Consider the following 25,689-nt stretch of genomic DNA (forward strand, 5'->3'; position numbering starts at 1 on the left):
TGGCATTGAGAGCAGCCCGGAAGTCGCGCTCAGGCGGGACGACGCAGACGAGATGGTGAAATGGCTGAAAACATGATTGAGCAGTTGCGCTCGCTGGCGACATTGCGTGGGGCGGACACCGCGCTGGTGACGCTCGATGCGTCCGGCGACACGCGCTACGACTACGCGGAGCTGGACCGCCGTGCGAGCGCGCTGGCGACTTTACTCAGGCGCGCAGGGACAAATCCGTTGCGCGACCAGGCGACGCAGCACGCGACGCAACCCGGCGCACGCGTCCTGCTGATGATGGACAGCGGCATCGACTACGTCGCCGCGTTCTTCGGCTGTCTGTATGCGGGTGCGATCGCCGTACCGGCCTATCCGCCCGAGTCGTTGCGCGGACAACATCTGGCGCGTCTTCAGTCGATCTCCGCCGATGCCGACGCCGCGTTCCTCGTCACGACCCGCGCGCTGGCCGACAAGCTCGGCGACGCGTTCGACGCGATCGCCCCGCAAGCCACGATCATCACGATGGACACGCTCGATGTGTCCGACGACCCGGCTTTCGAAGCGTATCGCGCCGCGCCTGCGGACGTTGCATTCCTGCAATACACGTCGGGTTCGACCTCGACGCCCAAGGGTGTGATGGTGACGCACGGCAGCTTGTGGGCTAACGAAGCGGCGATTCGCGAAGGCCTCGGTGTAACGCCCGCGGACACCTTCGTCAGCTGGTTGCCGCTGTATCACGACATGGGGTTGATCGGCACGTTGTCGCAGCCGGTGTTCAGCGGCATCCCGCTGGTGCTGATGGCACCGCAGTATTTTCTGGAGCGTCCGGTGCGCTGGCTCGAAGCGATCGCGCGGTATCGCGGCACGATTTCGGGCGGCCCGGACTTTGCCTATCGCCTGTGCGCCGAGCGTGTCAGCGACGAACAACGCGCGGCGCTCGATCTGTCGAGCTGGCGCGTCGCGTTCTCCGGTTCCGAGCCGGTGCGTAAGGCTACGCTCGATGCATTCGTCGAACGCTTCGCGCCTGCCCGTTTTGCAGCCACTGCGCTTTTCCCCTGCTACGGTCTTGCCGAGGCGACGCTCTACGTGAGCGGCATGGCATCGGGCGAGGGCGTGCGTGCGCCGTCGTTTTCATCCGCGGAACTGGCGAGCGGTCGCGCAAGTGCGGCGACGCAAGCAACGCTGGCCACCGCGCTGGTTTCCTGCGGGAAACCGGCTAGCGGTCATACGGTCGCCATCGTCGACGCGGCGAGCGGGGTGCCGCTCGAAGCAGGACGGATCGGCGAGATTCGCGTAAGCGGTCCGAGCGTAGCCGCCGGTTACTGGCGCAATGCAAACGCAAGCGCCGCGACCTTCGTCGAGGCGGACGGTGCAGTGTGGCTGCGTACCGGCGATCTCGGTTTCCTGCACGATGGCGAGTTATATGTCGCGGGACGCAGCAAGGATCTGCTGATCGTGCGCGGCCGGAATCTGTATCCGCAAGATATCGAGTCGGCTGTCGAGCACGACGTCGAACTCGTTCGACGCGGACGTGTGGCCGCGTTTGCGGTCGAGATAGCGGGGCAGGAAGGCATTGGCATCGCGGCCGAAGTGTCGCGCAACGTGCGCAAACTGGTTGCGCCCGAAGCGATTGCGGCGGCGCTGTCCGAGGCGGTCGCGCTCGGCTGCGGCGAACCCGCGAGCGCAGTCGTGCTGCTCGAACCGGGCGGCTTGCCGAAGACATCGAGCGGAAAAGTGCAGCGCGCCGCGTGTGCGCTGGGCTGGCAGCAACGCTCGCTCGATGCCTATGCGTATTTCGCACAGGGACGTCGCGTCGATGAAGCGGACACGGTGCGTGCGCCCGCTTCGCTCGCGCCGCTCACCGATATCGAACAGGGACTCGCCACGTTCTGGCGCGATGCTTTATCGATCGATATGCCCGCTGGCCCCGATGACAATTTCTTCGCGCACGGCGGCAATTCGCTCGCAGCCGTGCAGGTCGCGTCTGCGGTTCGCACGCACTGGTCGATCGACTATACGCCGCGCGATGTTTTCTCAGCGCCGGCGCTACGTGACGCCGCGGCTTGCGTGCAGACACGGCTCGAAAACGGTTCGACCCAACCGGCACCCGAGCCGGTCCGCTTGCCGGACGCGCTGCGTCTTACTTCGCGCGCCTCGGACGAACAACGCGGCTTATGGCTGACATGGGCTCACGATCCGGCGAGCGCGGCGTACAACATGAGCGGCGAGTTGACCTTGCGCGGCGACCTGGACATTGCTGCGCTTCAGCACGCGTTCGCCAGCGTCGTGCGAGATCACGAAATTTTGCGCGCACGCTTCGAACTCGACGATGAAGGTGAGCCTTTGCAGGTGATCGACGAGACGCTTTCGATTTCACTGGACCAGTCCCGCCTCGATACGCTTGCACCCGCAGAGCGGAGCGAGGCGCTCGATGCGTTGTCCGCACGCGTCGCGCACGAGCCGTTCGATCTCGAACACGGGCCGCTGATTCGCGCGCATCTAATCAGCCTGGGCGGTCATGAGCATCGCTTGCTGCTGGCTTCGCATCACATTGTCGCGGATGGCTGGTCCGTCAACGTGTTGCTGGCTTCGTTGGCGAGTGCGTATCACGCAGCAACCGGGCAGCGCACGCCGACAACCGACGAACCACGTCCGCTGCAGGTAGCCGACTATGTCGCATGGCAACGCGCGATGCTCGCCGAGCCGGCGCACGCAAGTCGCCTTGCGCACGATCTCGATTACTGGCGCGCGCAACTCGCCGCCGATGGCGACCCGGCGAAGGCAGCCAGGCTTTTCCCCACGTCGTCCGCGTCCAGCGCTGCGCAGCCTGGTCGTCAACGGAGTCACCGGTTTGCGCTCGACATCGATATCGCCGCGCGCCTGCGAAGCTTTGCCGGCGAACGGCGCGCGTCGCTGTTCATGGCGGTGCTCGCGGTATTCAACGTTACGCTGCAGCGTCTGAGCGGCAAGGACGACATTCGCGTTGGCGCCCCGGTCTCGCAGCGCAACCATCCGGCGGCGAGCGACATGGTCGGTTATCTGATCAACATGCAGGTGTTGCGCACGCAGATGACGCAGCATCGCGATTTCGCCGCGCTGGTCGATGCGGCGCGCGACACCGTGCTGGCCGCTCACGAGCATCGCGACGTGCCGTTCGACCGGCTCGTCAGCGCGTTGCTGCCGAACCGCACGAAAGCCGGCGATGCGCTGTTCCAGGTCAAGCTGACCGAACAGCGTCCGTTCGTCGCCGAGGGTTTCGCGCCGCTCGATGCCACGTTGCGCGTGTTGCTGAACGACACCCCGCATTTCGACCTCGCCGTCGACTTTACCGATACCGGTGCGCAGATCGATTTTCTGATTGCCTACGACGATGCGGTGTTTAGCGCCGGGTTGATCGGGCGATTCGCGGATCTGTTCGCGTCGCTCGCCGAACGTCTCGTCGATGCGCCGGACTTGCCGTTGCAGTCTCACGCGCTTCAACTCGACAATGCCTGCGGTTCGAAGCGCGACGTGCTGACTCTATGGAACGCCAGCGTCGAGACTCACCCGCAACGTATCGCGTTGCGCGACGGCGAACGCAGCGTAACCTTCGCCGAACTCGACCACGCGGCCAACGCGCTCGCTACGCAACTCGTCGCGCTTCAGGCGACGCGTGAAGCGCGCGTCGCCGTGCTGGCCGATCGTTCGATCGAACACGTGCTGGGTTTGCTCGCCGCGTTGAAAGCGGGCGCGACCTGGGTGCCGCTCGATCCGCAAGCGCCGCTTGCGCGTGTAAGCGCCCAACTCGTCGACTGCGGCGCGCGTGTGTTGCTACATGCCGCGCCGTTACCTCCTGAACTCGCGACGGCCCAAACGACTCAGCTCGCTCTGCGCTATACGCCGGAGGTGATTCGAGAGCTTGCGTCTGCGAATGTCGTGCGAGCGCCGCATCCGCAACAAGCGGCTTACATGATCTACACGTCCGGTTCGACGGGCGAGCCGAAGGGTGTGATCGTCACGCACGGCGCACTCGCGAACTACGTGCAAGGCATGCTGGCAACGCTGAACGTTGCGCCCGATGCGTCGTTCGCAATGGTCTCGACGCCGGCTGCCGACCTCGGACACACCGTGCTGTTCGGCGCATTGTGCTCGGCTCGCACGCTGCATCTGCTCGCGCCCGATCTCGCGTTCAACCCGGACCGTTTTGCCCATTACATTGCCACGCAGCAAGTGGGCGTGCTGAAAATCGTGCCGAGTCACCTCGGCGCGTTGCTGTCGGCGGCAGAACCGCGCGACGTGTTGCCGAAGCATGCGCTGATCGTCGGTGGCGAAGCGACCCCGGCCGCCTTGCTCGACCGTCTGCGCGCGCTCGCGCCGGCATGCCGTATTTTTAACCACTACGGTCCGACCGAAACTACGGTCGGCGTCGCGATGCACGAACTGGACGCGACGTTCGAGGCCGGCCGGGATCTGCCGCTCGGGCGCGCTTTGCCGAATATCCGGTTGCATCTGCTCGATGCACGTTTGGAGCCGGTCGAACCCGGTGAGCCCGGCGAGTTGTACGTGGGCGGAGCGAGCATCGCGCGCGGCTATCACGGACGGGCGGGGCAGAGTGCCGAGCGCTTCGTGCCCGATCCATTCACACCGGCCGCGCGTTTGTATTGCACCGGCGATCGTGCCCGACTCGGTGCGGACGGTCTGCTCGAGTATCTGGGTCGCGCGGACGATCAGATCAAGATTCGCGGATATCGCGTCGAACCCGCCGAAGTCGAACGCGTGCTGCGGCGGCTCGATGGTGTACGCGATGCCGCCGTGCTGGCGCATGAGGTGGCGTCGGGCAAACGGCTCGCCGCCTTCGTCATCGGCGACGTGGCAATCGGGCGGTTGAGGGAGCATGCGTCGGCATGGCTGCCGGATTACATGGTGCCCGCCGATATCGTCGTGCTCGATACGATGCCGTTGAACGCAAACGGCAAAATCGACCGCGCGGCGCTTCGGGTGAAGCTGGCGGCGCATCTCGAACATGCGGTGCTTCCCGATGTGGACCAAGGGGCGGATGAAAACGACGATCCGCCGCGTGGTCCCGTGGAAAACGCGCTCGCGCAAATCTGGTCCGACGTAATCGGCGTGCCGCTGCAACGAATCGGCCGCTCGCAGAATTTCTTCGAAGTGGGCGGCGATTCGATTCTCGGTCTCAAGGTGGTGGCGAAAGCACGCAAGGCGAAGCTGTCGATCACGCCGAAGCAGTTGTTCCAACGCCTGACGCTCGCGGAACTCGCAGAGCGCGCCGCGCCGGCTGCTGCGGCGTCTGTTGAAGCCAATGTGCAGAACGCTATTCCACGTTTGAAAGATTCCGTGCGGAGCCGCAGCCTCGCTTCGTATGCCCAGCAGCGTTTGTGGTTCATGTGGCAACTGTCGCCGCAAAGCAGCGCTTATCACGTGGCGGGCGGGTTGTGGTTGACGGGTCCGGTCGATGCAACGGCATGGCGAACGAGCTTCGAAGCGGTCGTCGCGCGTCATGAAGTGTTGCGCACGCGCTTCGTTGCTAACGATGCGGGTCAGGGGCAGGTCGAACAGTGGATCGATGCCGATACGCGGCTCGACTGGCGCGAAGCGACCTTGCCTTCAACCGACATCGACGACACGGCCCGTCGATTCGCGAGCGAACCGTTCGATCTTGCAAGCGGTCCGTTGTTGCGTGCAGCTTTGTATCGCGGCGATTCGGCTGCGCACGAAGGCCGCAGCCTGCTCGTCCTCGCGATGCATCACATCGTGTCGGACGGCTGGTCGATCCAGGTGCTGCTCGAAGAACTGGTCGCGCATTACCGCGCCACTGTGCTTAACGAGCCCAACAGGCTAACGCCGCTCGGCGTCCAATACGCGGACTACGCCGCGTGGCAACGCGAATGGCTCGAAGCCGGAGAGAAAGAGAAGCAACTGGCGTACTGGAAAGAAGCACTCGGCAATTCGCACCCGGTGCTCGCGTTGCCCACTGATGCGCCACGTCAGGCAAACGCGTCGTATCACGCGGCTAGGCATCGCGTGACGCTGTCCGCGACGTTGTCGCGAGCCGTGAAGTCGCGCGCGCAAAGTAGTTCGGCGACGCCGTTCATGGTGCTGCTCGCCGCATTTCAGGCGCTGCTGTATCGCTACACCGGTCAGGACGATATCCGTGTCGGCGTCCCGGTGGCGAATCGTCATCGTGTGGAAACCGAGCCGTTGATCGGCTTCTTCGTCAACACGCAGGTACTCCGCGCGCAGATAAACGGCAGCGTCACGCTCGCCGCCTTGCTCGAACAAACCCGTCAGGCCACGCTCGGCGCACAGGCGCATCAGGATTTACCGTTCGACGTGCTGGTCGACGCATTGCGTCCGGAGCGCAGTCTCAGCCACACGCCGCTGTTCCAGGTAATGTTCAACCATCAGCGCAACGATTGGCGGGTGCTCGAACAACTGCCGGGTTTGTCGATCGAACCGTACCGTTTGCCTGCACCGATGGCGCAGTTCGAATTGCTGCTCGATACGCGCGAAGAAGCCGACGGCGCGATGTCGATGGAATTGACCTATGCCCGCGAACTGTTCGGCGAAGCGCTGATCGAGCGTTTTGCGCGGCATTATCAGCGCATGCTGGCCGCGTTCGCCGGCGCGGCAGAGGCGCCGCTCGAACAGCGTATCGACGAGATCGCGCTGGTGGACGAAACCGAAGCTGCGACCCTGTCGCGGTGGAGTGTCAACCCGACACGCTACGAAGCGTGCGAGCCAGTGTTCCATGCTTTCGAACGCCACGCGGCGCAGTATCCCGACGACATCGCGCTGCTGTTCGGCGACCTCGCGATGAGCTACGGCGAACTCAACGACCGCGCCAACCGTCTCGCGCACTGGTTGCGCGCGCAAGGTGCCGGTGTCGAATCGCGTGTCGGTATCGCGGCGCTGCGCTCGTTCGATCTGGTGATCGCGCTCTACGCAATCGTCAAGGCAGGCGCCGCGTATGTGCCGCTCGATCCGTCGTATCCCGCCGAACGGCTCGCGTACATGATCGGCGATAGCGGTCTGGATCTGCTGCTGAGCCAGCGCGGTGTCGCGTTGCCGAACGTGGACGGCGTGCGCCGCGTCGAACTCGACGCGATCGATACCGCCGGATATAGCGCGGAAAATCCCGCCGTCGCGCTGCACGGCGCGAATCTCGCGTATGTCATCTATACGTCGGGTTCGACCGGACGCCCGAAAGGCGTCGGCAACCGTCACGATGGACTGTGGAACCGTCTCGAATGGATGCAGCGCGAGTACGAGCTGCGCCGCGCCGAAACCGTGCTGCAGAAAACCCCGTTCAGTTTCGACGTATCGGTGTGGGAGTTTTTCTGGCCGCTAAGAGTCGGCGCGCGGCTCGCTATTGCCGCGCCGGACGAGCATCGCGATCCGGCACGCCTTGCCGCGACGATTCGACGGCACGGCGTCAGTACGCTGCATTTCGTGCCGTCGATGCTGCAGGCTTTTGTCGCGAGCGGGGCGGCAGGGTCTTGTGGCAAGACGCTGACGCGCATCGTATGCAGCGGTGAGGCATTGCCCGCCGATCTGGGCGAACGGGTCCGCGAAACGCTGCCCGGCGTCGCGCTGCATAACCTGTACGGTCCGACCGAAGCGGCCATCGACGTGACCGCGTGGACCTGTATCGACGAACCGGGTCGCCCGGTGCCGATCGGCCGGCCGATTGCGGCAACCCAAACATGGGTGCTAGACGCGCACATGGCGCCGGTGCCGCCGGGCGTGCCGGGCGAACTGTATCTCGGCGGCGAGGGATTGGCGCGCGGCTATCTCGGGCGAGCCGGTTTGACAGCGGATCGCTTCGTACCGAATCCGTTTGCGGCGGACGCGGCGGACGATGCACGCCGCTGCGCACGCCGCTGCACACGCTTATACCGAACCGGCGATCTGGTGCGTTGGCGCGAGGACGGCGCGCTCGACTATCTGGGCCGTCTCGATCATCAGGTGAAGATTCGCGGCTTTCGTATCGAGCTGGGCGAGATCGAAGCCGCCCTCAGCGCGCAAGCCGGCGTACGAGAGGCGGTCGTGGTCGCGCGCGACTCGCGCCTGATCGCCTACGTCAGCGGCGACCTGAGCGCCGACCTGAGCGCCGCCGCACCCGACCCCGCTTCGTTGCGCACGCAACTCGCGCGGCAGTTGCCGGACTACATGGTGCCGTGGCGGATCGTGCCGCTCGCCGCGCTGCCGTTGAACGCGAACGGCAAGGTCGATCGTGCCGCACTGCCGGTGCCGGATGCGGCCGGTGCGGATCGCGAGGTGCCGTGGGAAGCGCCGCATGACGGCGTGGAGCAGGAACTGGCGACACTGTGGACCGCGTTGCTGGAGGTGGAGCGCGTCGGGCGCCATGACGATTTCTTCGTTCTGGGCGGTCATTCGCTGCTGGCCGTGCGCCTGAACGCGCGCATCGGTCTGGAGCTGAACGCCAGTCTGCCGCTCGCGACATTGTTCGAGGTGCCGACGCTGGCCGCCCAGGCCGAGGTCATCGCGCAGTCACGCAATGCGCGTCCCTCGGACGACGCGCTGCATAGCCTGGATCTCTTTATGGACACGCTTTGAGCATGGTTATGGAAAAGGACGCGGCGCGACGCATTGCCGAGCGCTTCATCGGCTTGACGCCGGAAAAGCGCCAGTTGTTCTGGCAGAAGATGAGCGAGCAGGGCGTCAGTCCGGCACAATTACCCATTCTCGCTCGCGAGCGGCCGGCGGCGCAGGGTGTCGCCGCGTCTTATGCGCAGCAGCGTTTGTGGTTCATGTGGCAACTGTCGCCGCAAAGCAGCGCTTATCACGTGGCGGGCGGGTTGTGGTTGACGGGTTCGGTCGATGCAACGGCATGGCGAACGAGCTTCGAAGCGATCGTCGCGCGTCATGAAGTGTTGCGCACGCGCTTCGTTGCTAACGATGCGGGTCAGGGGCAGGTCGAACAGTGGATCGATGCGGATACGCGGCTCGACTGGCGCGAAGCGAATTTGCCTTCAACCGACATTGACGACACGGCCCGTCGATTCGCGAGCGAACCGTTCGATCTTGCAAGCGGTCCGTTGTTGCGTGCAGGTTTGTATCGCGGCGATTCGGCTGCGCACGAAGGCTGCAGCCTGCTCGTCCTCGCGATGCATCACATCGTGTCGGACGGCTGGTCGATCCAGGTGTTGCTCGAAGAACTGGTCGCGCATTACCGCGCCAACGTGCTTAACGAGCCCAACAAGCTCACGCCGCTCGGCGTCCAATACGCGGACTACGCCGCGTGGCAACGCGAATGGCTCGAAGCCGGAGAGAAAGAGAAGCAACTGACGTACTGGAAAGAAGCACTCGGCAATTCGCATCCGGTGCTCCCGTTGCCCACCGATGCGCCACGTCAGGCAAACGCGTCGTATCACGCGGCCCGGCATCGCGTGACGCTGTCCGCGACCTTGTCGCGAGCCGTGAAGTCTCGCGCGCAAAGTAGTTCGGCGACGCCGTTCATGGTGCTGCTCGCCGCATTTCAGGCGCTGCTGTATCGCTACACCGGTCAGGACGATATCCGTATCGGCGTCCCGGTGGCGAATCGTCATCGTGTGGAAACCGAGCCGTTGATCGGCTTCTTCGTCAACACGCAGGTGCTCCGCGCGCAGTTAAGCGGTGGTGTCACGCTCGCCGCCTTGCTCGAACAAACCCGTCAGGCCACGCTCGGCGCACAGGCGCATCAGGATTTACCGTTCGACGTGCTGGTCGACGCGTTGCGTCCGGAGCGCAGTCTCAGCCACACGCCGCTGTTCCAGGTGATGTTCAACCATCAGCGCGACGACTGGCGGGTCGTGGACACGCTGCCTGGCATCACGGCGCAACGCTACGAACTGCCGGACGAATCGGCGTTGTTCGAGCTGACCCTGAACATCGTCGAACGTGCCGATGGTGCGATGGATGCCGAATTGATCTACGCTGCCGAGCTATTCGACGCGGCGGCGATCGGCAGAATCAGCCGTCATTACGGCACGTTGCTGCAGGCGCTAGTGGACGATCCGTCGCAGCGCATCGGCGATGTCGATTTGCTCGATGCCACGGAATGGCAGCAACTGCGCGAATGGAGTGAAGGAGATACCGCTGCTGCAGCGGCGTCTGCAGGTCTCCTCGTTCACCAGCAGATCGCTGCCTTCGCCGACACCACGCCCGATGCCGTGGCCGTGCTTTGCGGCGACCGTCGTCTCACTTATGCCGAGCTGAATGCGCGTGCGAACCGCCTGGCTGCGCGTCTGATCCGCGAAGGCGTCCGGGCGGAAGCACGCGTCGGCCTCGCCGTATCGCGCTCGCTCGACATGGCGGTCTCCGTGCTGGCGATCCTGAAAGCGGGTGGCGCGTATGTGCCGCTGGATCCGGCTTATCCGGCCGATCGCCTCGCTTATATGATCGAAGACAGCGGTCTTGGTCTGCTGCTCGCCGACGCGATCTCCGCAGAAGGGTTGCCGCCGCTCGATACCACCCGCGTGCTGTTGCTCGACTCGCTCGATCTACACGAACCCGACGAAAGCAGCGTGAATGCCGAGCCCACGCTTCACGCCGCGAACCTGGCCTATGTCGTCTATACCTCCGGTTCGACCGGACGGCCCAAGGGTGTCGCCGTCGCGCATGGAGCGCTCGCCGGACATTGCGAAGCCATTGGCGCGCGATATGGCATCGACGCCAGCGACCGCAGCCTGCATTTCGCGTCGATCAGTTTCGACGCCGCCGCCGAGCAATGGCTCATGCCCCTCACGCACGGCGCGTCGGTCCTGTTGCGCGACGACGAAGTGTGGTCGGCCGAGCGTCTCGCCGACGAAATTCGCACGCACGGCGTGACGATGCTCGACCTGCCGCCCGCTTACGTCGACGCCTTCGCGCGCGAAACCGCGACGGGGGCAGTCAGTGTGCGGACCTGCATCGTCGGCGGCGAAGCGTGGTCGAAAGCCGGTTTCGAAGCCGTGCGGACCCAGCTTGCCCCACAGCGGATTTTCAACGCCTACGGTCCGTCGGAAGCGGTCATCACGCCCACCGTCTGGCGGGCCGACACCGATTTCGAGGGCGCGTATGCGCCGATCGGCCGACCAGTCGGCGCGCGCCGCGCGTGGGTGCTCGACGCGCGCATGAACCCGTTGCCGGCCGGCGTGCCGGGCGAACTGTATCTCGGCGGCGCTGCGCTCTCGCGCGGCTATCTGGGCCGGGCCGGCCTCAGCGCAGCGAGCTTCGTGCCCGATCCGTTCGCGAGCGAGCCTGGCGCGCGGCTTTATCGCACGGGCGACCTGGTGCGCTGGCGCGCGGACGGTCAGCTCGCTTACCTCGGCCGCCTCGATCAACAGGTGAAGGTGCGCGGTTTCCGGATCGAACCCGGTGAGGTCGAAGCCCGGTTGCGCGCGCAACCGGGTGTCGGCGATGCGGTGGTCGTCGCGCTCGACGGACCCGGCGGCATTCGTCTGGTTGCGTATGCAACGGCGCTGACAGGATGGACCCTCGACCCGGCGAGCTTGCGCACACAACTCGCCGCTACGTTGCCGGATTACATGGTGCCGGGCGCGCTGGTCGTACTCGACGCGCTGCCCACGACGCCGAACGGCAAAGTCGACCGACGTGCATTGCCCGCGCCCGACGTGCTCGCACCGACTTCGACGGAACAGCCGCAAGGCGCTGTCGAAACCCGACTCGCGGCTATCTGGGCGCAGTTGCTGCGGCGCGAAACGATCGGCCGTCACGAGAATTTTTTCGAACTCGGCGGCGATTCGATCATGAGCTTGCAGATCGTCGCCCGCGCGCGCCGCGCCGGCCTCGGTCTGAGCGCGCGGCAGATCTTCGAACAGCAGACGATCGCGCAACTCGCGACGGTCGCGGTGCCGCTCGACGAAGCATCGGATGCAGCCGCTCCAGTAGACACGGCGATCGACATGCAGGCGCCGGTGCCGCTGCTGCCGATTCAGGCATGGTTCTTTAGCGAGCCGATCGCGCAGCGCGATCACTGGAATCAGTCGGTGCTGTTGCAACTGGATGCCGCGCCCAACCTCGCCGTCCTGGAGCAGGCGTTGGCGGCCGTGATCGCGCATCACGACGCGTTGCGTTTGCGCTTCGTGCGAAAGAATTCTGGTTCGCAGGAACACGCGAGCGGTTGGTCGCAACGTTACGCGCCAGTAGATGTCACGCCATATCTAACACATGAAACCGGCGTACCCATCGATGCCATCGACGCACGTTGCGATGTCGTGCAGCGCGGCCTCGATATCGAAAACGGACCGCTGATCCGCGCGCTCGCGCTCGGCATCGACGATGGAAGCTGGCGTCTGTTTATCGCGATTCATCACCTCGTGGTCGATACCGTGTCGTGGCGCATTTTGATCGACGATCTGCAGCGTGTGTATAGAGACATGACTGCCGGCAAACCCTGGAGTTTGCCCGCGCCCACAACGTCTTATCAAAGCTTCGGCCGCCAGTTGCAGGCCGCCGTGAGCCAGCCAGGCTTGGCGGGCGACCTCGCGTACTGGCAGGCGCTCGCGGACGTGACCGCGCAGTTGCCGCCACGCGACAAGGTGGGTTCGTCGAACGCGCCACCCAGGCGACCTGTCCGTGCGACGCTGCAATTCGACCGCGCGATCACGCGACGGCTGCAACAGGACGCGTCGCTCGCCTATCGCACGCAACTGGCCGACCTGCTACTGCTGGCGACCGGCCGCGCGCTTTGCGCTTTTGCAGGCTTCGAAGAACTGCGGATCGATCTCGAAGGGCATGGACGCGAAACGTATTTCGGCGCGGCGGATCTGAGCCGCACGGTAGGCTGGTTCACGAGCGTCTACCCGTTCCGGCTCGCGCCGACCGGCGAGACCGGCGCGGCGCTCAAGCGCGTGAAAGAGGCGCGCCGCGCCGTGCCGCTTAACGGCATGAGCTTCGGCATGTTGAAGTATCTCGGCTCGCCGGATCAGCGTGCGGCGCTCGCCCACGTCGGCGATGCGGACGTGTTGTTCAACTATCTCGGTCAGTTCGAAGAGACGCATGTCGACCCGAGCGCGCCCGCCTGGCGCCTCGCGACGGAAACCAGCGGCCGCACGATTAGCGAACTCAACCGCAGCAGCCACGCGCTCGAAGTGTCCGCACAAGTCGGCGACGGCGAACTGTCGATCACGCTGCTGCATCCGCACGGCGACCGCTACGATGCCGCGACGCTGAACTCGCTGGCCGACGCGCTGCGCACCGAACTGCTGGCGGCGCTGGCTCACTGTGAGAGCGGCGTGTCCGGTCTGACGCCTTCGGACGTGCCGCTCGCCGCGCTCGATCAGACTCGCCTCGACAGTTTGCCGATTCCGGCCGCCGATATCGCCGACCTGTATCCGCTTTCGCCGATGCAAACCGGCATCGTGTTTCATAGCCTGCTAGGTCGCCAGCCCGGCGCCTATGTCAACCAGTTGCGCGTGGATATCGACCACGTCGATGACGCGCGCTTTGAAGCGGCATGGGTGGCCGCAGCCGCGCGGCACGACATTCTGCGCACCGGATTCCTCGCATTCGACGATGCGCCGCGCCAGTGGGTCGCGCGCCGGATCGACACACCGTTCGAAGTCATCGACTGGCGCGATGATCCATCGACGCAGGCCGTCCCGCTGGAAGAGCGCCTCGCGCGCTTCGCGGCAGCGCAGGTCGCGCGAGGTTTCGATCTCGCGCATCCGCCGCTGTGGCGCGTCGCGTTACTGCGCACGGGGCCGACGCGTCATCACTTCGTGTGGACGTTTCATCACGCGTTGCTCGACGGCTGGAGCGCGGCGCAATTGCTCGCCGAAGTGCTGGCGTCTTACGAAGGACGGCCGGTCGATGCGTCACCGGGACGCTATCGTCATTTCATCGCCTGGCTCGGCGAGCGTTCACGCGACGCCGGCGAAACATGGTGGCGCGAGCAGACCTCCGCGCTCGAAGCACCGACCTTGCTCGCGCAGGCGTTGCCCGGCGCGTTGAACCCGCGAGGCGTCGAGATATCGCACACGACGACGCACGGCAGCCAGACCCTGGTTTGGGACGCGCCACGTTCCGAAGCGCTAGGCCGTTTCGCGAGGACGCAACGGGTGACGCTGAACACGCTGGTTCAGGCCGCGTGGCTCCTGCTGCTGCAGCGATATACCGGGCAGCGCGCAGTGAGTTTCGGCGCAACCGTGGCGGGCCGTCCCGAATCGCTGCCGGGCGCCGAGCGCACGCTCGGCCTGTTCATCAACACTATTCCGGTGATCGGCGCGCCAGACCCGGCGATGACGGTCGCGACCTGGCTGGAACACATTCAGGGCCAAGGGGTGGCGGCTCGCGAGCATGAACACGTCGCGCTCTACGACATCCAGCGTTGGGCAGGCGTGGACGGCGGGCAGGCGTTGTTCGACAGCATCGTGGTGTTCGAGAACTATCCCGTCGACGATATGCTTCGCGCCGCCGGCTCGCGCGAGTTGCAATTCTCCGGCTTGCATAACGAGGACCGGACGAGTTATCCGCTGACCCTGTCGGTGACGCAAGCGCAGGGCGCCGTCACGGCATTCCAGATCGAATTCGCCTACGCGTGCGATATCTTCAGTGGGCCGCAGATCGAACGGCTCGCCGCGCAACTGTCTGTTCTGCTCGACGCGTTCGTGGCGGATGCGAACGCGCGATTGGGCGCGATCGACATGCTGCCGGCCAGGGAGCGCGCGCAACTCGAACGCTGGGGCGCTGGGCCAGCAGTGCCTCGACTGCCGCCGGTGCATCGACGGATCGCGCAGCAGGCCGCACGACGGCCCGACGCCCAGGCGCTGGTACTCGACGATCGGTCGATCGATTACCGTACCCTGGAGCGCCGCGCCAATCAGGTCGCGCACGCGGTGCGCGCGGCGGGTGCGGGGCCGGAAGCCCGCATCGGCGTGGCGATAGAGCGCTCGCTGGAGATGATCGTGGCGATTCTCGGCGTGCTCAAAGCGGGTGGTGCATATGTGCCGCTCGATCCGTCTTATCCGGCGGAGCGGCTTGCTTTCATGATCGAAGACAGCGGGATTGCGCTTGCGTTGACAGCCATTACGCCCGACACGTCGGGCGTGCCCAGCGATGCGTTGAGCCGACTCGGCGTACGCACGCTCGACGTGCACGAAATCGTCGGCAGCGACATGCTCGACGCTGCTGAGCCAGACACAGACGTGCTGCCGGATCAACTGGCTTATGTGATCTATACGTCCGGTTCGACTGGCCGTCCCAAAGGCGTCGGCATCACGCACGATGCGTTGGCCCGGCACACGGAGGTGTCCATCGGCCTGTTCGGTGTGCGCGCTGAAGATCGCGTGCTGCAATTTTCCACCTTTAATTTCGATGGATTCGTCGAGCAGGTGTTTCCCACGCTCGCAGTCGGTGCGACGCTGGTTGTGCGTGGCCCGGCGTTGTGGAGCAGCGAGGAGTTTCTCAGGCAGGTCGAGGCCGAACGCGTCACCGTCGCCGATCTGACCACCGCTTACTGGAATGCGTTGGCGCAGGATTTCGCGGCGCGCGGGAACGTAGGGGAGACCGCGGAGAGCCACGCAAAAGGCCCCGAGGTCCGCACCGCGTTGCGCAGCTTGCGCCGCGTGCATGCAGGCGGCGAAGCGATGCCCGCCGATGGTGTGCGGGCATGGCGCGCGGCCGGCCTCGCGCATGTTGCACTGGCCAACACCTATGGACCTAGCGAAGCGACCGTGACTGCGACCGCCTTCGACTGCACGCCGTATCTGCGCGAAAGCGCGGCCGTGCCGGCGCAGATTCCACTCGGCACACCGCTCGGCGGCCGCGAATTGCGGGTGCTCGACGCGCAACTCAATCCGGCGCCGTGCGGCGTAGCGGGGGAGTTGTGCATCGGCGGTGCGCTGCTTGCGCGCGGCTATCACGGTCGCGCCGGACTGAGCGCGGCGCGCTTCATCGCCGATCCGTTCAGCGCTACGCCGGGCGCGCGGCTGTACCGTACCGGCGACATCGTCCGCTGGAACGAGGACGGCACGCTTGCTTATCTCGGCCGCACGGATCATCAGGTGAAGGTGCGCGGTTTTCGTATCGAGCCCGGCGAAATCGAAGCGCTGCTCGCCCGGCAGCCGGGTGTGCGCGAGACGGCGGTGATCGCACGAGACGGTGCGGGAGGCATGCGCGTGCTCGCGTATGTCGCACCGATGGCGGGTGCTCGGCTCGATGCCCAGCGGCTGCGCACGAGTCTCGCGGCCACGTTGCCGGACTACATGGTGCCGTCGGCGCTCGTCGTGCTCGACGCGTTGCCGCTGAATCCGAGCGGCAAGATCGATCGTCAGGCATTGCCTGCGCCGGCGGAGTCAGCGTCCGGCTTGCTCGCCGATCCAGCAGAATTGCCGCAAGGCGGGATCGAAAGCGCACTCGCGGCAATCTGGTCCGAGGTGCTCGACGTAAAGGTAGTGGGCCGCCGCGACCGGTTCTTCGAACTGGGCGGGCATTCGCTGGCGGCCATGCAGGTGCAGTCGGCGATCCGCTCGCGCATGGGCATCGACGCGCCGCTTGCCGACCTGATGCGCAACCAGCCCTTGCACGAACTGGCCGCCATGCTCGACGGCCTGCGCCGCCCGGCCAGCGACGATGCCGCGCTGGCAGATGCAATGCGCGATATCCTTGCCCAGCTTTGAGGGCGAATTTGCGATTTTCATGCTTCGCTTTTACGATAACGCTCCCCACAGACCATCCGCGTGCGCGCGGATGCACGGCCCGAAACGCTGCAGCCATCGCGCCATGAGGCCAGTCCCTACAAGAGGATTCACATGTCCCTGTTATTGAGTCAGATCCGCCAGTCGCGCTGGATTCTGTTGCTGGCGCTGGTGATCAGCATCGTCGGCGGCTTGGCGAATGCCGGGCTCGTCGCGATCATCAACCAGGCGCTGGGCGCAAGCGCGGCGCATCTGCCCACGCTCGGCTGGCAATTCCTGCTGCTCGCGCTGGCGGTGCTGGTGACGCGCACGCTGTCTCAAACCATCTTCGTGCAGCTTGGGCAGCGCACCAAGGCCGAGTTGCGGATGAAGACCATCCGCAGCGTTACCGACGCGTCGTATCAGAGTCTCGAACGGCAAGGCGCGGCGCGCGCGTTGACCGTGTTGACGCAGGATCTCGATACCATCGTGGTGTTTTTTCTGAATCTGCCCGCGCTGGCGATGAACGGCTCGATCGTGATCGGCTGTCTCGCGTATCTCGGCTATCTGTCCTGGCAGGTGCTGGTGTTCGCGATCGTGACCGTGGTGATCGGCTCGCTCGGTTTTCATTTCGCCAATACCCGCGCAATGTTCCATCTGCGCAATTCGCGCCGGCGTGAAGACGATCTCGTGAAAGACTTCCGCGCGCTGTTCGACGGCGCGAAGGAATTGAAGCTGCACCGGCGCCGCAAGAACGCGTTCGTCGACGGTTCGATCGCGACGAACGTCGAGGCCGTGCGCGCGCAACGCACGCGCGGCTATGTGCTCTACACCGCGGCGGCTAGTTGGGGCAGCATGATCCTGCTGGCTTTCATCGGCTGCGTGCTGTTTCTGCTGACGCGCTTCCAGCCGGTGCAGGCCCACGTGCTGTCCGGCTACGCGGTCGTGTTCCTGTACATGATCATGCCGATCGAAGGATTGCTGTCGTCCATCCCGTCGCTCGGCTCGGCGAAGGTCGCGCTGGAGCGCATCAACCAGGTGAATCTCGATCTGCCGCGCGAGCAGGTCGACCCGGCGGATTCCGCGGCAGCGTTCGAGCGTATTGTGCTCGCCGGCGTCACGCATAGCTATTTCCGCGAGAAAGAGAACGAGGTCTTCACGCTCGGACCCGTGAACCTGGAATTCCGGCCGGGCGAACTCGTGTATCTGATCGGCGGTAACGGCAGCGGCAAGACCACGCTCGCGAAGATGATCGTCGGCTTGTATGCACCGGAAGGCGGGCAGATTCTGCTCAACGGCAAGCCGGTTGGCGAAGCGGAGCGCGATGCGTACCGGCAGCACTTTTCGGTCGTGTTCAACGACTTCTTTCTATTCGACGAACTGCATGGGCTCGAGATTGCCGGCCTCGATGCGCAGGCGCAGCAGTTCCTCGAACTGCTGCATCTCGAACACAAGGTCACGATTCGCGACGGCAAGTTTTCCACGACGGATCTGTCGCAAGGTCAGCGCAAGCGGCTCGCGCTGCTGGTCGCGTATCTGGAAGACCGGCCGTTCTATGTTTTCGACGAATGGGCCGCGGATCAGGATCCGACCTTCAAGGACGTGTTCTATCGCCGCCTGTTGCCGGACCTGAAAGCGAAGGGCAAGACCGTGCTGGTCATCACGCACGACGACCGGTATTTCTCGCTCGCGGACCGGTATATCAAGCTCGATTACGGTCAGGTGGTGGCCGTCGGCGATGGCCGCGAACTCGAGCAGCAGCCGTTCAACACGGCGGCCTGATTCTCCCGATACAGGAAGTAACCCATCTATGGCTGGTTCGAATCATCGTGGGCGCGCGCGCCGCATGGCGGGCGCGCTCGGCGCATTGGCATTGCTGGCGTTGGCCGCTTGCCGCAGCGCGCCGCTGCAGGGCGACGTGACGACGCCCTATAGCGTGACTATCCAGCGCACTCAGGACGGCGTGCCGCATATCAAGGGTGCCGACTGGGGCAGTCTGGGTTATGGCGTAGGCTTCGCGCAGGCGCAGGACACGTTGTGCACTTTGTCGGATGCGTTCATCACCTGGCGCGGCGAGCGCTCCGCGTTTTTTGGCGCGGATGCGCATCCGCCCGCGCAATCGACCTTCGGCCAGCCGCGCAATCTCGACGCGGATTTCTTCTTCCGCTCGGTAATCGACGATGCGGCGGTCGCGCGTTTCCGCGCTGCCCAGCCGGCGCGCGAGCAGTCGCTGGTGGCGGGTTATGCGGACGGCTACAACCGCTATATCGACGATCTGAAGGCCGGACGCTATCCGGGCGCGCACGCTGCGTGCGTGAACGAGCCGTGGGTCCGGCCTATTTCGGCGGACGACCTGTACCGACGCTTCGTCGCGGCTAACCTGGCGGGTGGGACGATGCCGTTTCTGGAGGGGGTGGCGAATGCGCAGCCGCCGCACGCGGATGGGGCTGGTGCGCCGCATGCCGCACTGAACGGCATGGATGCCGCCAAATTCGCCGATGCCACACGCGCGCCTTCCGGCGTCGATCCGCTGGCGTTCGGCGGGCATGCGGGCATCGGCAGCAATGCGCTCGCATTCGGCGCCGATTCGACTCACGACGGACACAGTATGCTGTTCGGCAACCCGCACTGGTTCTGGCAAGGCCCGGACCGTTTCTACCAGAGTCAACTGACGATTCCCGGGCAACTCGACGTGGCCGGCGCCGCGTTCCTCGGCGTTCCAATGGTGATGATCGGTTTCAACCACGACATTGCGTGGACGCACACGGTGTCGAGCGCGCGCCGCTTCGGCATATTCCAGCTGTCGCTGGTGCCCGGCGCGCCGACCCATTACCGTTACGACGGCCACGACGAAGCGATGCAGGCGGTGCCCGTCACGATCCAGGTGCGCGATCCGAAAACCGGCGCGCTGACTTCCGCGACGCGCACGCTGTATCGCACGCGCTTCGGACCGGTCGTGAACCTGGCGCGGCTTTCGCCCGCAATGGCCTGGACCGGTACGCAGGCGTTCGCGCTGTACGACATCAACGCGGACAACACGCAGACGTTCTCCAACTTCCTGAACTGGGATCAGGCGCGTTCGCTCGACGAATTCATCGCGATCCAGAAACGCTATGCGGCGATGCCTTGGGTCAACACCTTTGCGATCGGCCGTGACGATCCGAACGTCTGGTTCGGCGATATCGGCGCGGTGCCGGGTGTGACCGACGCGCGCGCCGCCGCGTGCACCACGCCGCTCGGCCGCGCCGCCGATGCGCGCCTGCCCGGCGTGCCGTTCGTCGACGGCTCGCGGGCGGACTGCAACTGGACCGCGGAGTCCTTGCCGGGCGCGGTGCGCGCCGGCCGCCTGCCCGCCGATGCGATGCCGAGCCTGCTGCGGCGCGACTACGTGGGGAATTTCAACGGCAGTTACTGGCTTACGCATCCGCAGACTCCGTTGACCGGTTTCGCGCAGGTGGTCGGGCAAACCGGCACGGTGCAAACGCTGCGTACGCGTCTCGGTCACGCGCTCGCCGGCGAACTGATGGCGACGCCGGGTGGCGTGCAGCGCGCGGCGCTGGAGCAGACGGTGCTGGCGAGCGGCTCGATGTCGGCGCGGCTCTTTCTGAAGCCGGTGCTGGGCGCGGTGTGTCCGGGCGAGCGGGCGGCGGGAACAGTGACGGTCGCCTCCGATCCGCTGGATCCGAAAGCGCTCGCGCAGCCGCAAAACGTCGATCTTGGACCGGCCTGCGCGGTGCTGCGCCGTTGGGACGGCACGGCCAATACCGACGCGCGCGGTGCGAACCTGTGGGACGAGTTCTGGAACCGGGCGTCGACGGTGCCGGCGGTGCAGCACTTCACGGTGCCGTTCGACCCGGCGCATCCGCTGAGCACGCCGGACGGTCTCGACACGGCCAATCCGGCCGTGGTGAGCGCGCTGGGCAATGCACTGGGCGCGGCGACGCTGGCGCTGCAACGCAACGGCTTTGCGCTGGATGCGACGCGTGGCGATCTGCTGCACGTGGGGCAGGGAGCGGAGCGCATTCCGCTGTACGGCGGATGTGACCGGCAGGGGTATTTCACGGTGGCGTGCGACATGCAGCCGTTGAATCGCGAGGGCTACGCGCTGGATCGCGATGCGCATGGCAACAGCTATCTGCAGGTGGTGAGCTTCGGCAGCGACGGGCCGCAGGCGGATACGCTGCTGTCGACGGGCGTATCGGACGATCCGGCTTCGCCGTATTACCGCGGAACGACGCGGGCTTATGCCGGGAAGCGGTGGACGCGGTTTCCGTTCACGGCGCAGGCGCTGGAGGCGGCGGGAGGGCCGGGGGCGGTGGTGTTGAGTGGGGTGAGGGGCGGGGTGCATTGACAGGGCGGACCGCCGCCCAGCATGCCGAAACCGCAGCAAGGTCGCATTGGGTATTGATACAAATCCTTGGTGTATAGCTTCTACACTCCAAGGTTTTGTATCATCAGCGGCAAGCCACCCACCACCCACACCCCTCACTCCAACCCGAACCCTCCCGTCCCCTTCTTCCGCGTACGCGACGACAACTGCGCGCCGGTCACGAAGTAGGCGTGCAGGCCGTGTGCGAAGCGATTCAGCTTCGTCACGATGCCATGGTTGGCACGCGTCAGCGCGTTATAGCCGAGCACCGCCGGAATCGCCACGAACAGTCCGCAGGCGGTCATGATCAGCGATTCGCCGACCGGGCCTGCCACGTGATCGATCGACGTCTGGCCCGCGGCGCCGATAGCCAGCAGCGCGTGATAAATCCCCCAGACCGTACCGAACAGTCCGACGAACGGCGCCGTACTGCCGATCGACGCAAGCACGGCTAAACCGCGTTGCAGATTCGCGACCGTGTCGTCCAGGGTGTCGCCCAGACAACGCGCGATCCAGTCGGACACGTTCAACCGGTCGTGCAGATGCGGTTGCGTAAGAAGGTGATGATCCGCCGCTTCCCGACCGGAAACAGCCAGCGCCGCGAAGGGGTTACGGGCCGCGACCGGAGCCGCCGCGTGGCCGCCCAGTTTGTCGAGCCCTTCGGCAAAATTATCCGAATGCCAGAAGAGTCGTTCCGCGCGGCGCGTCAATCTGCGCATTCGCATCACGTCCATCGCCTTGAGCACGATGACCGTCCAGGACAGCACCGACATGACCAGCAGCAGAAGCAGGATGCCGCGCGTGACGAAATCGCCCTGCGACCAGACGTTTTCCACACCGTAGTCTTGCATGGCAGTCTCTTCCTGATCGGGAACGAGACTCATCATACCGCCCCGGGTTTCAGGTTCCCGTGCTATCGAGCGCCTCGGTGGCCTGAGTCAGACCGGCCATGCTCGCGGCCTGCTGGTCCGATGCCGACACGATCGACGCCATGGTCGCAGCCATCTCCTTCACCGAGTCGACGACATTCGCGATGGTCTCGCCGGCATTGCCGACCAACGCCACGCCCTGATCGACCTGCGCCGCCGACTTGACGATCAGCGCCCGGATCTCCCGCGCGGCTTCGCCGCTGCGCGTGGCCAGACTGCGCACTTCGCTCGCCACCACGGCGAATCCTTTGCCGGATGCACCGGCACGGGCGGCTTCCACGGCCGCGTTCAACGCGAGGATGTTGGTCTGAAAAGCGATCGCGTCGATGATCGAAACGATCTCGCCGATGGCCCTGGAACTCGCGCTGATTTCCTCCATCGTGGTGACGACCTCGCTGACCGCTTCTCCGCCTTGCAAGGCTTTGGTCACGACCGTCTGCGCGACCTTGTCGGCGTCGCGCGCGAAGTCGGCGTTATCCACCAGCGCATTCGAGAGGCCGCCGATCGCGGAGCGCAGCGTTTGCGTCGCATCGATGCGCGAGGTGATATCGGTCGCGTACTTGACCACTTTGAACAGATCGCCGTTCTTGTCGCGAATCGGGTTGTAGCTCGCCTGAATCCACACGATGCGGCCCGCCTTGCCGATTCGCCGATAAACCCCGCTGTCGTATTCGCCACGGCCGAGCCGTTCCCAGAACGCGGCGTAGGCCGCGCCTTTGCGCTGCGCCGGTTCGACGAACATGCTGTGATGCTGGCCGACGATCTCGTCCTCGCGATAGCCCATCGCCTCGAGGAAATTGTCGTTGGCGGCGAGCACGGTGCCGTCCAGCGCGAACTCGATCACCGCCTGGGCGCGGTCGATCGCGTCGATCTGGCCGCGATAGTCGGCGTGCCGCCTCTCTTCTTCGGTGACGTCGGTCGCATACTTCACGACCCCCACGACGTGACCGGCACTGTTGACGACCGGGTTGTAGGTCGCCTGAATCCAGACCTCCTCGCCGTTCCTGCGCATCCGTTTGAAGACGCCGCGGTGAAACGTGCCTTGTCCCAGCACGCGCCAGAAGCCCGCGTATTCGGCGCTTTGTGCCGACTCGGCATCCACGAACATGCGGTGATGATTGCCGATGACTTCATCGGCGCTATAGCCGAACAGGTTCAGGAAGTTCTCGTTGGCGGACAGAATCTTGCCGTCGGTGGTGAATTCGATCACTGCGTGAGCGCGGTCGAGCGCGGCCAGGCGGCCGCCGTTGGCCATCGTGTTCCGGCAGGACAGTCCGAGACTTTCCAGAAATTTCAACATGTCGTTTCCAAAGGGATCGCTGGCATTCGAGGTTCTGCGTATTAACGGCGGCGTTCTGAAATTCTCCAGTACTTTTTTTGCGAAGCGGGCTAGTAGTTCTTAGGCTGTCGGCTGCGTGACCGAGCCGTCGAAGTACCGAAAGCGAGCACCGTTCGATAAAACAAAAGCGTTTCTTCGGAAATTTCAAGTTTTCGAAAGTGTTCACCCGGCTTATTCTGCAGGTTCTCCAGCGTCTGGAAGCTTGCAGACGCAACGGTCGCCGTCGAATCATCGAAAGGAGATTGCCATGCCCCTAGTCCGCATTTCGCTGCTCAAAGGCAGGTCGGCCGCGCAATTGCGCGCCATCGCCGACGGTGTTCACCAGGCGCTCGTCGAGTCCTACAACGTTCCGCTCAAGGACCGCTTCCAGATCATCGAGCAGCGCGAGTCCACGGAGATGATTTACGACCGCGACTATCTCGACATCGAGCGCACCGACGATGTTGTCTTCGTCCACATCGTCGCCGGGCGCTGGCGCGATACCGCGACGAAGCAGGCGCTTTACGCTGCCATTGCACAGAAACTATCGGCCGATCCGGGCCTGCGTCCGCAAGACGTGCAGGTCATCATCTCGTCCAACGACAAGGACGACTGGTCGTTCGGCAACGGGGTGGCGTCGTACATCCCGAACGCCGCGTAGGGCAGTGGAAACCAGTCGAGACCAGAAGGAACCGCGACCATGTTCATCAAGCAATATCGGATCGATTTGCCCGCCGACTACGACATGCAGATCATTCGCCGCCGTGTCGCCGGGAAAGGCGCGTCGTTCGACACGTTTGCCGGGCTCGGCCTCAAATGCTTTCTGATCCGCGAGAAGGGGAAGTTCGGCGCACGCAGCAATCAATATGCGCCCGTGTATTTGTGGCCGGATGTCGAGTCCATGTGGGGCTTTCTCGCCGGTCCCGCTTTTGGCGCCATCAAGGACGCGTTCGGCGTGCCACCGGTCGAGACCTGGCCAGGCTTCGCATTCGCGCGATCGAACCGGTTGAGCGACCCGGCGCTCATCGCGTCGGTAACGCGCGAGGACGAGACCTTGTCGCCGCACACCGATCTGGTCGATCTGCGAAGGCGTGAAACGGAACAGGCATCGGATCTGATCCACCGCACCGAAGGTCCGATAGCGCGAGCCGTGGGTCTCGATCCGCACGACTGGCGGCTGGTCCGTTTCGACTATTGGGAACAGCCGCAATCCGAACTGCCCGTTCACGCCGACAGTTACGAGGTGCTGCATGTGTCGGCCCCCGCGGTCGAAGACCTGCGTTAGGCCACAATGGCGGCTCTGACCATCCGCACCTGCTGCGGCATCTCATCGGAGTAATCGAACCATGACCGTGCGCACCAATCTCGACATGGACATTCTGCGGACGTTCGTCACCGGCTTCGAACTGGGTAGCTTCGCGCGCGCGGCCGACCGGCTTGGCCGCTCACAGTCCGCCGTGAGCACGCAGTTGCGCAAGCTCGAAGAACAGATCGGTCAGCCCCTCGTGCAGAAGTCGGGCAGGGGACTCGCGCTGACCACGGCAGGCGAAGGCTTGCTGAGCTACGCAAAACGCCTGCTGGAACTCAACGACGAGGCGGTGGATACCATCCGTGGCGCGGAACTCGAAGGCTGGGTGCGGCTCGGTCTGCCTCAGGATTTCGCGGACACGTTTCTGCCGGCGGTATTGGGACGCTTCGCCAAGGCGCATCCTCGCGTGCGCGTCGAGGTGCACGTGGACCGCAGCGCGCCATTGGTCGACAAAACGATGGCCGGCAAACTGGACATGGCGCTGGTATGGGGCGACGGCGGCGCCGCGCCTCACGCGGAACAGATCGCCGAACTGCCCATAGCGTGGATCGGCAGTCCCGACTGGGCCGGCCGGTACGACGCCGGATCGGAACCGTTGCCGCTGGTCGCTTTCGAGCCGCCGTGTTCGTTCCGTTCGGCCGGCGTGGCCGCGCTCGACGAAGCGGGCATTCCGTGGCGGCTCGTTTTCACGTCCCCGAGCCTGTCGGGTCTTTGGGCGGCGGCCGATGCGGGCCTCGGCATCACCGTGCGTACGACGATCAGTTTGCCGGGCACGCTGGTCGCGCTCGATGCCAATGCGCTCGGCTTGCCATCGTTGCCGGCCATACCGCTTGCGCTTCACCGCGCGGAGGCCGAGCCCCAAGCGGCGGTTGCGAAACTCACCGACATCGTGTTGAGCACGATACAGGACGAAATCAAAAACGCGCGGTGAGGGCCAGGTCGTTCCGGGCGCGACGAACGCGACCGACAACCGCGTTGCTAGTCGACGAGACGGCGCATCTGGGCGTGTAGTGGCGAAGTTCCATCGATGGAGCTTGCCATGATCGCCATGACTGCCGCGCGCCATCCCGGCCACTATCCGGCGACATGCCTGCGCGGTTCATCGCCGCTGCGGCACTCGCTGTCCTGACGCCGCGCGTGTCTGGCTAATTGCGCCG

General features: G+C 64.9%; 9 protein-coding genes. 7 read left to right on the forward strand and 2 right to left on the reverse strand.

The window, feature by feature from the left end:
- The first annotated feature begins 60 nt into the window (after window positions 1-60).
- The 4 genes from FQ746_RS11865 (at window position 61) to FQ746_RS11880 (ending at window position 20,958) form a co-directional block, all read left to right on the forward strand.
- On the forward strand, window positions 61-8,565 hold the full coding sequence (locus tag FQ746_RS11865; protein ID WP_144109539.1) for a non-ribosomal peptide synthetase: 8,505 nt from the start codon (window positions 61-63) through the stop codon (window positions 8,563-8,565).
- A gap of 2 nt (window positions 8,566-8,567) precedes the next feature.
- The gene (locus tag FQ746_RS11870; protein WP_260853990.1) at window positions 8,568-16,610 is read left to right on the forward strand and encodes a non-ribosomal peptide synthetase; all 8,043 of its coding nucleotides are present in this window, start codon (window positions 8,568-8,570) and stop codon (window positions 16,608-16,610) included.
- A gap of 132 nt (window positions 16,611-16,742) precedes the next feature.
- On the forward strand, window positions 16,743-18,389 hold the full coding sequence (locus tag FQ746_RS11875; RefSeq protein WP_144109540.1) for a cyclic peptide export ABC transporter: 1,647 nt from the start codon (window positions 16,743-16,745) through the stop codon (window positions 18,387-18,389).
- 28 nt (window positions 18,390-18,417) lie between these two features.
- On the forward strand, window positions 18,418-20,958 hold the full coding sequence (locus tag FQ746_RS11880) for a penicillin acylase family protein (RefSeq protein ID WP_144109541.1): 2,541 nt from the start codon (window positions 18,418-18,420) through the stop codon (window positions 20,956-20,958).
- Window positions 20,959-21,092: 134 nt separating this feature from the next.
- Here FQ746_RS11880 and FQ746_RS11885 read toward each other — a convergent pair whose 3' ends face one another.
- Window positions 21,093-21,827: a MotA/TolQ/ExbB proton channel family protein gene (locus tag FQ746_RS11885; RefSeq protein ID WP_144109542.1), complete on the reverse strand. Its 735-nt coding sequence runs from the start codon at window positions 21,825-21,827 to the stop codon at window positions 21,093-21,095.
- A gap of 49 nt (window positions 21,828-21,876) precedes the next feature.
- Window positions 21,877-23,205, reverse strand: a complete 1,329-nt coding sequence (locus FQ746_RS11890; protein ID WP_260853991.1) for a methyl-accepting chemotaxis protein — start codon at window positions 23,203-23,205, stop codon at window positions 21,877-21,879.
- A gap of 286 nt (window positions 23,206-23,491) precedes the next feature.
- Here FQ746_RS11890 and FQ746_RS11895 point away from each other — a divergent pair, with 286 nt between their 5' ends.
- The 3 genes from FQ746_RS11895 (at window position 23,492) to FQ746_RS11905 (ending at window position 25,463) form a co-directional block, all read left to right on the forward strand.
- On the forward strand, window positions 23,492-23,884 hold the full coding sequence (locus FQ746_RS11895) for a tautomerase family protein (RefSeq protein ID WP_144109543.1): 393 nt from the start codon (window positions 23,492-23,494) through the stop codon (window positions 23,882-23,884).
- 39 nt (window positions 23,885-23,923) lie between these two features.
- Window positions 23,924-24,508 (forward strand): DUF4865 family protein, encoded by a 585-nt coding sequence (locus FQ746_RS11900; protein WP_144109544.1) that lies wholly within the window; start codon window positions 23,924-23,926, stop codon window positions 24,506-24,508.
- Window positions 24,509-24,569: 61 nt separating this feature from the next.
- Window positions 24,570-25,463, forward strand: a complete 894-nt coding sequence (locus FQ746_RS11905) for a LysR substrate-binding domain-containing protein (protein WP_144109545.1) — start codon at window positions 24,570-24,572, stop codon at window positions 25,461-25,463.
- The last annotated feature ends 226 nt before the right edge of the window (window positions 25,464-25,689 follow it).

Origin of the sequence: Paraburkholderia sp. BCC1886 (genome assembly GCF_900996245.1) — a bacterium.
Taxonomy (GTDB): domain Bacteria; phylum Pseudomonadota; class Gammaproteobacteria; order Burkholderiales; family Burkholderiaceae; genus Paraburkholderia.